This is a genomic window from Pseudomonas weihenstephanensis, assembly GCF_016812185.1.
Taxonomy (GTDB): Bacteria; Pseudomonadota; Gammaproteobacteria; order Pseudomonadales; family Pseudomonadaceae; genus Aquipseudomonas; species Aquipseudomonas weihenstephanensis.
The window spans coordinates 810033-823202 of record NZ_JAAEBV010000001.1 but is presented as its reverse complement, the minus strand read 5'-3'; the positions used below and the strand labels follow the sequence as shown (position 1 = coordinate 823202).

The window sequence follows — 13170 nt, the reverse complement described above, 5'->3', positions numbered from 1 at the left end:
TTTTCGAGGGGATTGTCACTGTGTGGGAACTGGTCAAATCCGGCGGCTGGATGATGCTGCCGATCATTCTGAGCTCTGTTGCCGCGCTGGGCATTATTGTCGAGCGTCTTTGGACTTTACGCGCCAGCCGCGTAACTCCGCCCCACCTGCTGGGGCAGGTGTGGGTCTGGATCAAGGACAAGCAACTGGACAAAGAAAAACTCAAGCAATTGCGCGCCGATTCGCCGCTCGGTGAAATCCTTGCAGCGGGGCTTGCCAACTCAAAACATGGTCGCGAGATCATGAAAGAGTGCATTGAAGAGGCTGCGGCCCGCGTCATTCATGAGCTTGAACGCTACCTCAATGCGCTGGGTACGATTGCCGCGATGGCCCCATTGCTCGGTTTGCTGGGCACGGTGCTGGGCATGATCGACATTTTCAGTTCGTTCATGGGGGCAGGCATGAGCACCAACGCAGCGATCCTCGCGGGCGGTATTTCCAAGGCGTTGATCACCACGGCCGCGGGCTTGATGGTGGGTATCCCGGCGGTGTTCTTCCATCGTTTCCTGCAACGGCGCGTTGATGAGTTGGTGGTGGGCATGGAGCAAGAAGCCATCAAGCTGGTTGAAGTCGTTCAAGGCGACCGCGAAGTCGACATGGCCGGGAGCAAAGCGTGAAATTTCGCCGCAAGCCACGAGAAACAGTGGATATCAACCTCGCGTCATTGATTGATGTGGTGTTTATCCTGTTGCTGTTTTTTGTCGTGACCACCACTTTCACCCGCGAAACTCAACTGCGTGTTGATCTGCCGCAAGCGGTGAGCGGTGCCCCGAGTGACGATCAAAACGCTAAGCAGTTAGATGTCGCCATCAGCGCAGACGGTGTGTTTTCGGTGAACAACCAGATACTGCCGAAAAATGACCTGGCCACTCTGATGGAGGCCTTGCAGAAAGAGTCTGAGGGTGACACCACGCTGGCGCTGTCGATCAGTGCTGACGGCAAGGCCCGGCATCAAGATGTCGTCACCGCGATGGATGCGGCGGGTAAATTGGGTTTCAGCCATTTACGCATGACCACCGTCGAGGCACAGGCAGCTCCCTGATGGCTATGTCCGATCGTTTGTTACGCGCCTGGTATGCCGGGCACCCGCTGCTGTCGCTGCTGCGGCCGCTTGAGTGTCTCTACCGTCGCGTGGTGGCGGGTAAGCGCGCGCGTTTTGTGGCAGGGCAGGGCGATATTTACCGAGCGCCGGTGCCGATTGTAGTGGTGGGCAATATCACGGTGGGCGGCACCGGCAAGACGCCGCTGATCCTGTGGCTGATTGAACACTGTCAGCGCCACGGCCTGCGGGTTGGGGTGGTCAGTCGCGGCTATGGGGCCAGGCCTGCGCATTTCCCCTGGCGTGTGACGGCTGAACAACGTGCCGCGCAGGCCGGTGATGAACCTTTGCTGATCGTGCAGCGCAGCGGTGTTCCCTTGATGATCGATCCTGATCGTAGCCGTGCGGTCAAAGCCTTGCTGGCCAGTGAGTCGCTGGACCTGATCCTGTCGGATGATGGTTTGCAGCATTACCGCCTGGCGCGTGATCTTGAGCTGGTATTGATCGACAACGCCCGCGGTTTGGGTAACGGCCGTTGTTTGCCCGCAGGCCCCCTGCGCGAGCCGGCCGAGCGGCTGAACAGTGTCGATGCGGTGCTGTACAACGGTGCAATGACGGACCCGGCATCGGGATTTGCCTTTGCTTTGCAGCCCACCGCGCTGATCAACCTGCGCAGTGGCGAACGTCAGTCACTGGACTATTTTGCGCCGCAGCAAGCGTTGCATGCGGTCGCCGGTATCGGTAACCCGCAGCGTTTCTTCACTACCCTCGAAACGTTACACTGGCGGCCAATTGCCCACGCGTTTGCGGACCATGCGCCGTATAGCGCCGAGGTGCTGAATTTTACGCCGCCTTTGCCGTTGGTCATGACGGAAAAGGATGCGGTGAAATGCCGCGACTTTGCCGCGTCTAACTGGTGGTATCTGGCGGTAGACGCTGTACCTTCGCAAGCCTTTGTGCGCTGGTTTGATCAGCAGCTACTGCGTCTTTTACCTGATCGTCTTTTGCCCTAACTCCTCTTATTCAGGGAAACCCTTATGGACACCAAACTGCTCGATATCCTTGCTTGCCCTGTTTGCAAAGGCCCGCTCAAGCTCAGTGCCGACAAGAGCGAACTGATCAGCAAGGGCGCTGGCCTGGCGTACCCGATTCGTGATGGCATCCCGGTCATGCTCGAAACAGAAGCCCGTACGCTGACTGACGAAGAGCGTCTGGATAAATGATCCCGGTGTTTACGGTCGTTATCCCCTCGCGGTTTGCTTCCACACGCTTGCCCGGCAAGCCCCTGCAAATGATTGCGGGCAAGCCGATGGTTCAGCACGTGTGGGAACAAGCGTGCAAAAGCAGTGCGCAACGGGTGGTGGTGGCTACGGACGATGCGCGGATTGTTGAGGCCTGTCAGGCGTTTGGGGCCGAGGTGTTGTTGACCCGCGTCGATCACGAATCAGGCACCGACCGCCTGGCCGAAGTGGCGACGCTTCTGGGGTTGGCTGACGATGCCATTGTGGTCAATGTCCAGGGCGATGAGCCTTTGATTCCCCCTCGGGTCATTGATCAGGTGGCGGTTAACCTGGCTGCCCACAGCGAAGCGAGCATGGCGACGCTGGCCGAGCCCATCGAAGACGTAGCCGCGTTGTTCAATCCCAATGTGGTCAAAGTGGTCAGTGACCTCAATGGGCTGGCGCTGACATTCAGTCGAGCCTGCCTGCCGTGGGCGCGTGATGATTTTGCGCAGGCCAGCGACCGCCTGCCAGAGGGCGTGCCTTATCGTCGGCATATCGGCATCTACGCCTACCGTGCGGGTTTCCTGCATGACTTTGTGAGTTGGGGCCCTTGCTGGCTTGAAAATACCGAGCGTCTTGAGCAGTTGCGCGCGCTGTGGCATGGCGTGCGTATTCATGTCGCCGACGTGCTCGAAGCACCGCCTGGCGGTGTAGACACCCCTGAAGACCTTGAGCGCGTTCGGCGTTTGTTGGAGGTTTGATGCGCGTCCTGTTTGTGTGCCTGGGCAATATTTGCCGCTCGCCGACGGCTGAGGGTGTCCTGCGCCATAAATTGCAGTTAGCCGGCCTTGCATCGCAGGTTGATGTCGCTTCGGCAGGTACTGGCAACTGGCACGTAGGGCAGCCTCCTGACAAACGCACTCAGCGGGCGGCAAAGCTGCGCGGTTATGACTTGTCCGCGCAGCGCGCGCAGCACGTCAGCGCCGCTGACTTCAGCCGCTATGAGCTGATCTTTGCGATGGATAACAGCAACCTGCGTGATCTCAAGGCATTGCAACCGGTCAGTGGCAAGGCTGAGCTCGATTTGTTCTTGCGACGTTATGAGGGTGTGAAACACGAAGTTCCCGACCCTTATTACGATGGCGAACAGGGCTTTGAAGAAGTGCTGGACCTGATTGAACGCGCGTGCGACTTGCTAGTGATCGAATTGAAAGGACGTTTATGAGTTTGCAGTTGCAGGTTGAAGCGTCACTCAAGCCGTTCAACAGCTTTGGTGTCGATGTGCGTGCCCGATTGTTTGCCCAGGCGCATAACGACGATGACGTGCGTGAAGCGTTGCGCTACTCGGCTGAGCACCAGTTACCTTTACTGGTGATTGGTGGTGGCAGCAACCTGCTGTTGACCGGCGATGTGCAGGCGTTGGTAGTGCGCATGGCCAGTCGTGGCCTTCGTGTGCTGGTAGATGACGGCGAGCGCGTGGTGGTTGAGGCCGAGGCGGGTGAGGTGTGGCATGACTTTGTGTTGTGGACGCTTGCGCAGGGCTTTGCCGGGCTTGAAAACCTGAGCCTGATCCCGGGCACCGTCGGCGCTGCGCCGATGCAGAACATTGGGGCCTACGGGGTTGAGATCAAGGATGTGTTTGCCGGGCTGACCGCGCTCGACCGTCAAAGTGGGGAGTTGCGTGATTTCACCCTGGCTGAGTGCAATTTTGGTTACCGCGACAGCCTGTTCAAGCAACATCCGGGTCGATGGTTGATTCTGCGGGTCAGGTTTGCTCTGAGTCGTGCTGCCAGTCTGCACTTGGAGTACGGCCCGGTACGCCAGCGCCTGATCGAACAAGGCGTTGATCTGCCGAGCGCCAGTGATGTCAGTCGTGCCATCAGCAGCATCCGCAGTGAAAAACTGCCCGACCCTGCGGTCTTGGGCAATGCGGGCAGCTTCTTCAAGAATCCGGTGGTTTCATCGGTATTGGCGGCTGAACTCAAGCTGGCGCACCCCAACCTGATCGGCTATCCGCAAGCGGACGGTCAGGTGAAACTGGCGGCGGGTTGGCTGATCGAGGCGGCTGGCTGGAAAGGCTTTCGTGACGCGGATGCGGGCGTACACCGTTTGCAGTCGCTGGTGCTGGTCAACTACGGCGCGGCGACCGGTCTGCAATTGTTGGCGCTGGCGCAGCGTATCCAGGCCGATATTGCGCAGCGCTTTGCCGTGCAGTTGGAGATGGAACCCAACGTGTATTAATCGGGCACTCGCGTTGCTCCATCATCCGTGGCCGTAAGGAAAACCAATGATGCATAAGCCTGCTTGGGCCTTGGCGTTGACCTGGGTGGCGCTGGCCGGTTGCACCACCGCGCCGCCCAGGGATCAAGGCAATCTGTGCAATATCTATCGTCAGTACCCGCGCTGGTATGAAGACTCGTTAAGCATGCAGAGCCAGTTCGGCACGCCGCCACAGGTGGCGATGGCAATCATGAAGCAGGAAAGCAGCTTTGTGGCGGACGCACTGCCGCCGCGCGCCTATTTGTTGTGGGTCATTCCGTGGGGGCGGGTCAGTCAGTCTTATGGCTATGCCCAGGCTCAGCCACCAGCGTGGAGTGACTTCAAAAAAAGCACGGGCAAGGGAGGTTCGCGTGACAACTTTGCGGATGCCATTCGCTTTATTGGTTGGTATGCGGCGGGTACTCAGCAGCAGCTAGGCATCTCTAAGTGGGACGCCTATAACCAATATTTGGCCTATCACGAGGGGCGGGGCGGCTACAGTCGTGGTACGTATCGTGCCAAGCCTTGGCTGGTGCAGGTCGCACGCAAGGTTGAGCAGCAATCAAAGACGTACGGCGCACAGCTTAATCAGTGCCGGGGTGAGCTGGAGAGCAATCGTCGTTCGTTCTGGTTCTTCTGATCGGCACGCCTCCAACGCATAAAAAAAGCCCCGCCAGTGCAAACTGGCGGGGCTTTTTAGTGGCCTTTGGAATTAGGCGAGGGGTTTAGGCTCGTGCTCTTCTTCCAGGGCTTTAGGGTTTTGCTCGACCACTTCCTCAACAGAACGCAAGTTCTCGTCGATGGCAGGTGTCGTGTGCTCTGCGACGGCTTCGGTGGCTTGCGCTTGAGCGGCGGCAGCGGCAGCGGCGGCCTCTTCACGCTTGCGACGACGCACTTCACGCGGATCGTTCGGGGCACGACCATTGCTGGTCGGGCCGCTGGCGACAGGTGCTGCGACGATGGCCACTTCAACCACTTCAGCTTTTACCAGCACTTCAACAGGCTCTGGTTGTGCGATCACAACCGGTTCTGCTGGCGTGGCGTGGGCCGGTGCGGCTTGAGCGGCGGCAGGCTCTGCAACGGGCTCGCGTACAGTGCGGGCTTCCTTGACAGGCTCAGGGCGCTTTTCGAAGGCAGGCTTCTCAACAACCGGGGTTTCTACCACTGGCGCTTCAACTACAGGCTCAGGTGCAGCAACAATCGGTGTTTCGATGGCTGGAGCAGGTTCTGCGGCTGCCTTGGGTTCAGGCTGGGCTTCTTGAACCGGAGCCACTTCAACTTCAGGCGCTTTAACGGCTTCGATTGGCGTGATGGCTTCAACCACAGGGGCTTGAACCACTGGCGTTTCGATCACTGGCGTCTCAACGACCGGTGCTGGCGCTTGCGGTGCTTCAACGACAGTCACAGCCTTGGTTTGAGCTTCAACGGCAACCACGGTTTCGGCCGGGGCTGCTTGCTCGGTGGCTGCGCTGGCTCGTTCAGCTTGCTGATGAGCCTGAGCTTCGGCCGGAGCGCTGATGACGGTACTGGCAACGGCTTCTGTGACGGCCAGTCCGGCAGCCAGCTGCTCGGTGTTGGCAGGCACGTTTTGCGCGTTGGTCTCTTCGCTGCCTTCTTCGGAACCGTCATCGCTGCCTTCGATCACGTTGCCATTGGCATCGCGTTGACGCTCGCGACGGTTGCTGCGACGACGCTGACCGCGGGAGCGGCGACGTGGACGATCGCCTTCGGCGTTGTCCTGAGTCTCGTCCTGCAATTGCTCTTCGTTGTTCAGAGCGGTTTCGTCTTCAGCGGCGACGGCTGCTTGCTCGGCGCGTGGTGCGCGCTCTTCGCGAGGTGCGCGTGGTTGGCGTTCTTCACGAGGTGCACGGGCCGGACGCTCTTGCTCGGTGGTTGCAGCGGGTGCGGCATCCAGCGGTTCGCGCAGTTCGCGTACGCGTTCTTCACGCTCACCGCGAGGTTTGCGATCATCGCGAGGTGCGCGTGGAGCACGCTCTTCGCGCGGTGGGCGCGGGGCACGTTCTTCGCGGGCAACGACTACCGGGGTTTCTTCGCGCGGTTCACGCACTTCGCGGGCTTCACGCGGGGCGCGCTCTTCACGAGGTGCACGTTCTTCGCGCGGCTTGCGTTCTTCGTCACGACGACCGTTGCGGTTACGGCTTTGCTGGCGACCGTTGCGACGTTCTTCATTACGTTGCGGGCGCTCGGTGGTGGCCGGTTTCTCGGTCACGGTTGGCGCGGCAGCCGCAGGCTCATCCTTGGAGGCGAACAGGCTGACCAGTGATTTCACCAGACCTTTGAACAGGCTGGGTTCGGCAATGGTAGCGGCGGGTGCCGGGGCGGCAGTCGCGGTGGCTGCGGCTTCGGTCGGAACCGGTGCCGAGGTGCGCGCCGGAGCTGTTTTGACCGCGGCTTCCTGGCGAACCAGGGTGCGGGTGGCAGCGGCCGGTTGCACTTCTTCCACTTCAGCAGCAGCGGCAGCGATTTCATAGCTGGACTGATTGGTGTGGGCTTCCGGGCTGTCATCGCGCAAGCGCTGAACTTCGAAGTGCGGCGTTTCGAGGTGGTCGTTCGGCAGGATGATGATGCGCGCGCGAGTGCGCAGTTCGATCTTGGTGATCGAGTTGCGTTTTTCGTTGAGCAAGAAGGCGGCGACCGGGATTGGCACCTGGGCGCGCACTTCGGCAGTGCGGTCTTTCAGGGCTTCTTCTTCGATCAGGCGCAGGATGGCCAGCGACAGCGATTCAACGTCACGGATGATGCCGGTGCCGTTGCAGCGTGGGCAGACGATACCGCTGCTTTCACCCAGCGATGGGCGCAGGCGCTGACGGGACATTTCCAGCAGGCCAAAGCGCGAGATACGGCCCACTTGAACGCGGGCGCGGTCTGCTTCCAGGCATTCGCGGACTTTTTCTTCCACGGCGCGCTGGTTTTTGGCAGGGGTCATGTCGATGAAGTCGATGACGATCAGGCCGCCGATGTCGCGCAGGCGCAACTGACGGGCGATTTCTTCAGCCGCTTCAAGGTTGGTTTGCAGGGCGGTTTCTTCGATATCGCTGCCTTTAGTGGCGCGCGCCGAGTTGATGTCGATGGACACCAGGGCTTCGGTCGGGTCGATAACGATAGAGCCACCGGAAGGCAGTTCAACAACGCGCTGGAAAGCGGTCTCGATCTGGCTTTCGATCTGGAAGCGGTTGAACAGCGGAACGCTGTCTTCGTAGAGTTTGATTTTGCTGGCGTACTGCGGCATCACTTGGCGGATGAAGGTCAGGGCTTCGTCCTGGGCTTCAACGCTGTCGATCAGCACTTCGCCGATGTCCTGGCGCAGGTAATCGCGAATGGCGCGGATGATCACGTTGCTTTCCTGATAGATCAGGAACGGCGCCGCGCGGTCCAGCGACGCTTCTTTAATAGCAGTCCACAGTTGCAGCAGGTAGTCGAGGTCCCACTGCATTTCTTCGCTGCTGCGGCCCAGGCCTGCAGTGCGCACGATCAGGCCCATGTCGGCAGGTGCGATCAAGCCATTGAGCGCTTCACGCAGTTCGTTGCGCTCTTCACCTTCGATGCGGCGCGAGATGCCACCGGCACGCGGGTTGTTAGGCATCAGCACCAGATAACGGCCAGCGAGGCTGATGAAGGTGGTCAGGGCTGCGCCCTTGTTGCCACGTTCTTCTTTCTCGACTTGCACGATGACTTCCTGGCCTTCGCTCAGGACGTCTTTGATGTTGACGCGGCCTTCTGGGGCTTTTTTGAAGTATTCGCGGGAGATTTCTTTGAGGGGCAGAAAACCGTGGCGCTCAGAGCCGAAATCGACAAAGGCAGCCTCAAGGCTTGGTTCGATGCGAGTAATACGGCCTTTGTAGATGTTGGCTTTCTTCTGCTCGCGTGCACCTGACTCAATGTCCAGGTCGTAGAGGCGTTGGCCATCTACCAGTGCAACACGCAACTCTTCGGGTTGAGTCGCGTTAATCAGCATTCTTTTCATGTTGTACCGTCGGTTTCCGGGCTGCCGGAAACGGCGTTCGGCACACACGACTTCTCACGGTCGGTGTCAGGTGCGTCAGGAGTAGTTGGCCACTCCATTGTCCAGCGAGGTTCGGCCCTGGGGGCCGAGTCGCGACTAACGCTTCCTGCTTGCTGTGGTGCTAAAGCACCGCTTAAGCAAAAGTCTGGTCAGGAGGAGGAATCAACCGGCGGCTGTGGACGAGATGAAGCGTCTTGATAAAGCCTATTGCTACACAGTCCGGCGGTTGTGCATCTCCACCCCACACGTATCCCTGATAATTCGGGTGCTGCCGCGCGCAGAATCCGCAGCGGGTTGGCATTTACCGTGAACTCCAAAAGGGGAGGTCACGCATCATGGCTAATAAAGGCGAAGTTTCCGAAACATTCGCTCGAAATTCCCGAGGCTGACTGCACTTTGTGAACTGGCCGTGAATATCGGCGTAAAAGGCGAGTTTTCACTCTGCTTTCCAGGCTCGCTTCAGGCCTCATGTCACCTGCGCTTGTTACAACTCCAGGCGTTCCGTATGCAGCAAAAGTCCCGTAGGACGGCCTCGCGTCCTCGTGAAGAGCGTAGGGCAGGGCCGGTGACTCACCGTTAATCCGCTGTCCAGGCCGCTTTTGGCGGCGTTCGCGACTATAGCAGCAATGATTAAGTGCTTCAATTCCATAAAAAATTGTTATCATCCGCGGCATGACGACGACTACCCCCCCGACCCCCAGCGTCCAGCTGCTTGAGGTCTCGCCGGAATATGCCGGCCAACGCATTGACAACTTTCTTCTTGCCCGGCTCAAGGGCGTACCCAAGACCTTGATTTACCGTATTTTGCGTAAAGGCGAAGTGCGCGTGAACAAGGGGCGGATCAAGCCTGAGTACAAGCTGCAAGCGGGCGATATTGTGCGCGTGCCGCCTGTGCGCGTGCCTGAGCGCGACGAACCGGTGCCCCTGGCTCAGGGTTTGTTGCTGCGCCTGGAAGCGGCAATTGTCTATGAAGACAAAGCCCTGATTGTGCTCAACAAGCCTGCGGGTATTGCGGTTCACGGTGGCAGTGGCCTGAATTACGGTGTGATCGAAGCCTTTCGTCAGTTGCGTCCCGATACCAAAGAGCTGGAGTTGGTGCATCGCCTTGACCGCGATACGTCCGGTCTTTTGATGATCGCCAAAAAGCGCAGCATGTTGCGCCACTTGCATGAAGCGTTGCGCGGTGACGGAATCGACAAGCGCTACATGGCGTTGGTGCGTGGCAATTGGGCCAGCTCGATCAAGCAGGTGCGTGCGCCATTGATGAAGAGCAATCTGCGCTCGGGTGAGCGCATGGTCGAGGTGAACGAAGAGGGTAAAGAATCGGTCACGGTGTTCAAGGTGCTGCGTCGTTTTGGCGATTTCGCCACCATGATTGAAGCCCGGCCGATTACCGGGCGGACCCATCAGATCCGCGTGCACACCCTGCATGCGGGCCACTGCATTGCGGGCGACACCAAATACGGCGAAGAAGGCTTTTCTAAAGAAATTCGCGAATTGGGCGGCAAGCGTCTGTTTTTGCATGCCTACATGCTGACCGTGCCCATGCCTGATGGCGGTGAAATGAAGTTTCAGGCGCCCGTCGATGAGATGTGGGCTAAAACCGTGGAGCGATTGAGTGCCGTCTGAGTACAAATTACTGATCTTTGATTGGGATGGCACGTTGGCGGACTCCATTGGTCGCATTGTCACTTCGATGCAGGGGGCTGCGCAGCGCGCAGGTCGCCCTGAGCGTGATGATGAGGCGGTCAAAGGCATTATTGGTCTGGGGCTGCCAGAAGCGATTTTGACGCTTTACCCTGATTTGACCGAGGCGCAAGTTATTGCCTTCCGTCAGCACTACGCGGATATCTATATCGCGTCGGATGCCGAGCCTTCACCGCTATTTGCCGGTGTGGCCGAGTCGCTTGAATCCTTCCGTGATCAGGGTTACCGCTTGGCCGTTGCGACGGGCAAGGCGCGTCGCGGTCTGGATCGGGTGCTCAAGGCGCAGGGTTGGGAAGGCTTCTTTGATATCACCCGTGCAGCCGACGAAACCGCCAGCAAGCCGGATCCGCTCATGCTCAATCAGATTCTGGCTCACTGCGATGTGCCGGCGCAGCAGGCGTTGATGGTGGGTGATGCGTCGTTTGATTTGCTCATGGCGCGTAATGCAGGCATCGACTCGGTGGCGGTGAGTTACGGGGCCCAGTCAATTGAGCGTCTGCGCACGTTTGGACCTACGCTGGAAATCAATCATTTTTCTGAGTTGCGTGCCTGGCTGCATGGGCGCGCTCACTAACAACGTCTTAGCTGGGGTAGTGCATGGTTGATCAATGGAAAGCGCCCGCTGAATCTGAGCCTGCTGCGGGTGATGACAAAAGCTGGAAGTTGCTGGAAAGAACCTTGTTGGCAGGTATTCAGGAGCAGCGCCGTGCGCGTCGCTGGGGTATTTTTTTCAAGTTGCTGACCTTTCTGTTGCTGGTGGCGGTGCTGCTCACCTTCACGCCGTTGATGGATATGGAGCGCAACGCTACGGCGGGTTCGGGTTACAGCGCGCTGATCGAAGTGCGCGGGGTGATTGCCGATAAAGAGCAGGCCAGTGCCGATAACCTGGTGACCAGCTTGCAAGCGGCGTTTGATGATCCCAAAGTCAAAGGCGTGGTGCTGCGTATCAACAGTCCGGGCGGCAGTCCTGTGCAGTCGGGTTATGTCTACGACGAGATCCGTCGTTTGCGCGGCTTGCACCCTGAGACCAAGGTGTACGCGGTGATTTCGGACCTCGGTGCCTCGGGTGCCTACTACATCGCCAGTGCGGCTGACGAGATTTATGCCGACAAAGCCAGTCTGGTGGGTTCGATTGGCGTGACAGCGGCAGGTTTCGGTTTTGTCGGGGCTATGGAAAAGCTGGGTGTTGAGCGTCGCGCCTACACTTCGGGCGAGCACAAGGCGTTCCTTGATCCCTTTGAGCCTCAAAAGCCGGACGAGACCAAGTTCTGGCAAGGCGTGCTAAATGTGACGCATGAGCAGTTCATTGCCAGCGTTAAGCAGGGTCGTGGCGATCGCTTGAAGGATAAAGAGCATCCTGAGTTGTTCTCGGGGTTGGTGTGGACGGGACAGCAAGCGCTGCCGCTGGGTCTGATTGACGGCTTGGGCAATGCCAGTTCGGTTGCCCGTGATGTGATTGGTGAAAAAGAGTTGGTTGATTTCACCGTGCAAGAGTCGGCATTCGATCGCTTCTCGAAAAAACTCGGTGCCAGCGTTGCAGAGCACATTGCCTTGTGGATGGGTTTTCAGGGACCCACCTTGCGCTAACTTGCGACTGCACCAAAAAAACGGCCTGTGAAGGCCGTTGTTGTTTGGGTGGGATCGGGTTTGCTGTGTTAAGGGATGCTGATGCCTTCATGGGTCAGCATGTCCACCAGTCGGATTAATGGCAGGCCAATCAAGCTGGTCGCGTCGTGCCCTTCGGTGCGCTGAAACAGGCTCACGCCCAAGCCTTCGGCTTTAAAGCTGCCTGCGCAATCGTAGGGCTGCTCAGCGTGCAGGTAGCGTTCAATCTGTTCAGCGCTGAGCGTGCGCATGTGCACCGTGAAGGGCACGCAGTCAGTCTGGTGCTGCCCGGTGCGGCTGTTGAGCAGGGTCAGGCCGGTGAGGAAGCTGACGCTGGCGCCACTGGCGTCCAGGAGTTGTTGGCGTGCCTTGTCGAAGGTGTGAGGTTTGCCGATGATTCGGCCATTAAGCACGGCCACCTGGTCTGAGCCGATGATCAAGTGGTCGGGATGGCTGCCCGCCAGTGCACGGGCCTTCTCCAGCGACAGGCGCTTGACCAGGTCGGATGCGCTTTCATCGGTGTGGTGGCTTTCGTCGATGTCAGGTGAGCTGCAACTGAAGGGTAGGCGCAGACGAGCCAGTAATTCCCGGCGATAAACCGAGCTTGAGGCGAGTAATAAAGGCAGCATTCGCGGCTCCTGTAGATGAATGTCGATTCTAACGGGCGCACGGGATGTCGCACAGGCACAATTTCCTTTGACAGGTGAGGGGGTCGTCCCTAGAATGCTGCGCCTATGTTGAATGACCCGATTCCACCTCACGTTGACCCGCGCAAATTAGCTGATCGTGGCACTACCCTTCAAGGTGAAGTGCTGCTGGCTGATTTGGAGAGACTCTGCGACCCGCTTTCCGACAATGTCGGTACAGTCCAGGCTAAATTTGTTTTTGAGCGCGACGAGCGAAGATCTGTGGTAATACACAGCTCCATCGACGTCGAGGTCAAGATGGTTTGCCAGCGTTGTCTTGAGCTGGTCACCCTGCCGATCCATAGCGAATGCAGTTACGCTGTGGTGAAAGAGGGTGCGAATACCCAGTCGTTACCGAAAGGTTATGACGTGCTGGAACTGGGCGAAGATCCATTGGATCTGCATGCACTGATCGAGGAGGAGCTTTTGCTCGCCTTGCCCATTGTGCCTGCTCATCATCCGGAAGAATGCCAGCAGCCGGCGGGTCTCGATGAGCCCGATCCAGGCGAGGACGAGGTAACGCGGTCCAACCCGTTCAGTGTATTGGCGCAGTTAAAGCGTGACCCAAACGTTTAGGAGTTAATCAAT

The 13170-nt window shown here is 58.6% G+C and carries 14 protein-coding genes; 12 read left to right on the top strand and 2 right to left on the bottom strand.

All coding sequences use genetic code 11. The features are described from left to right. The first annotated feature begins 20 nt into the window (after window positions 1–20). The 8 genes from GYN01_RS03610 to GYN01_RS03575 are packed head-to-tail and all read left to right on the top strand — an operon-like array spanning window position 21 to window position 5200. Window positions 21–656, top strand: coding sequence for a MotA/TolQ/ExbB proton channel family protein (locus GYN01_RS03610; protein ID WP_048363040.1), 636 nt, complete (start codon window positions 21–23; stop codon window positions 654–656). Further along, a complete protein-coding gene (locus GYN01_RS03605) occupies window positions 653–1081 on the top strand; it encodes an ExbD/TolR family protein (RefSeq protein WP_048362928.1) in 429 nt (142 codons plus the stop codon). The genes GYN01_RS03610 and GYN01_RS03605 overlap by 4 nt, the downstream gene beginning before the upstream one ends. Next, the gene (gene lpxK / locus GYN01_RS03600; RefSeq protein WP_203306602.1) at window positions 1081–2091 is read left to right on the top strand and encodes a tetraacyldisaccharide 4'-kinase; all 1011 of its coding nucleotides are present in this window, start codon (window positions 1081–1083) and stop codon (window positions 2089–2091) included. The genes GYN01_RS03605 and lpxK overlap by 1 nt, the downstream gene beginning before the upstream one ends. A gap of 24 nt (window positions 2092–2115) precedes the next feature. Next, complete coding sequence (locus GYN01_RS03595) at window positions 2116–2301, top strand: Trm112 family protein (protein ID WP_048362930.1); 186 nt, start codon at window positions 2116–2118, stop codon at window positions 2299–2301. After that, window positions 2298–3062 carry a 3-deoxy-manno-octulosonate cytidylyltransferase gene (kdsB, locus tag GYN01_RS03590; RefSeq protein ID WP_048362931.1) on the top strand — a complete coding sequence of 255 codons (765 nt, stop codon included), beginning with the start codon at window positions 2298–2300 and terminating at the stop codon, window positions 3060–3062. Before GYN01_RS03595 ends, kdsB begins: the two co-directional genes overlap by 4 nt. Next, a complete protein-coding gene (locus tag GYN01_RS03585; RefSeq protein WP_048362932.1) occupies window positions 3062–3526 on the top strand; it encodes a low molecular weight protein-tyrosine-phosphatase in 465 nt (154 codons plus the stop codon). Before kdsB ends, GYN01_RS03585 begins: the two co-directional genes overlap by 1 nt. After that, window positions 3523–4542 carry a UDP-N-acetylmuramate dehydrogenase gene (murB, locus tag GYN01_RS03580; protein WP_048362933.1) on the top strand — a complete coding sequence of 340 codons (1020 nt, stop codon included), beginning with the start codon at window positions 3523–3525 and terminating at the stop codon, window positions 4540–4542. Before GYN01_RS03585 ends, murB begins: the two co-directional genes overlap by 4 nt. Window positions 4543–4588: 46 nt before the next feature. After that, window positions 4589–5200 carry a transglycosylase SLT domain-containing protein gene (locus tag GYN01_RS03575; RefSeq protein ID WP_048400878.1) on the top strand — a complete coding sequence of 204 codons (612 nt, stop codon included), beginning with the start codon at window positions 4589–4591 and terminating at the stop codon, window positions 5198–5200. Window positions 5201–5272: 72 nt separating this feature from the next. Here the strand turns inward: GYN01_RS03575 and rne are convergent, their stop codons facing one another. Further along, window positions 5273–8536 (bottom strand): ribonuclease E, encoded by a 3264-nt coding sequence (gene rne, locus GYN01_RS03570; RefSeq protein WP_048362935.1) that lies wholly within the window; start codon window positions 8534–8536, stop codon window positions 5273–5275. A gap of 720 nt (window positions 8537–9256) precedes the next feature. On the opposite strand from rne, the gene rluC reads away from it, so the two are divergent. The 3 genes from rluC to sppA are packed head-to-tail and all read left to right on the top strand — an operon-like array spanning window position 9257 to window position 11878. After that, window positions 9257–10213 (top strand): 23S rRNA pseudouridine(955/2504/2580) synthase RluC, encoded by a 957-nt coding sequence (gene rluC, locus GYN01_RS03565; protein ID WP_203306600.1) that lies wholly within the window; start codon window positions 9257–9259, stop codon window positions 10211–10213. Beyond that, window positions 10203–10865 carry an HAD-IA family hydrolase gene (locus GYN01_RS03560; protein WP_048362937.1) on the top strand — a complete coding sequence of 221 codons (663 nt, stop codon included), beginning with the start codon at window positions 10203–10205 and terminating at the stop codon, window positions 10863–10865. The genes rluC and GYN01_RS03560 overlap by 11 nt, the downstream gene beginning before the upstream one ends. A gap of 23 nt (window positions 10866–10888) precedes the next feature. Next, window positions 10889–11878 (top strand): signal peptide peptidase SppA, encoded by a 990-nt coding sequence (sppA, locus tag GYN01_RS03555; protein WP_048400874.1) that lies wholly within the window; start codon window positions 10889–10891, stop codon window positions 11876–11878. Between the two features lie 68 nt (window positions 11879–11946). Here sppA and GYN01_RS03550 read toward each other — a convergent pair whose 3' ends face one another. Beyond that, window positions 11947–12525 (bottom strand): Maf family protein, encoded by a 579-nt coding sequence (locus tag GYN01_RS03550; protein WP_048400872.1) that lies wholly within the window; start codon window positions 12523–12525, stop codon window positions 11947–11949. 105 nt (window positions 12526–12630) lie between these two features. On the opposite strand from GYN01_RS03550, the gene GYN01_RS03545 reads away from it, so the two are divergent. After that, window positions 12631–13158 (top strand): YceD family protein, encoded by a 528-nt coding sequence (locus GYN01_RS03545; protein WP_048362940.1) that lies wholly within the window; start codon window positions 12631–12633, stop codon window positions 13156–13158. The last annotated feature ends 12 nt before the right edge of the window (window positions 13159–13170 follow it).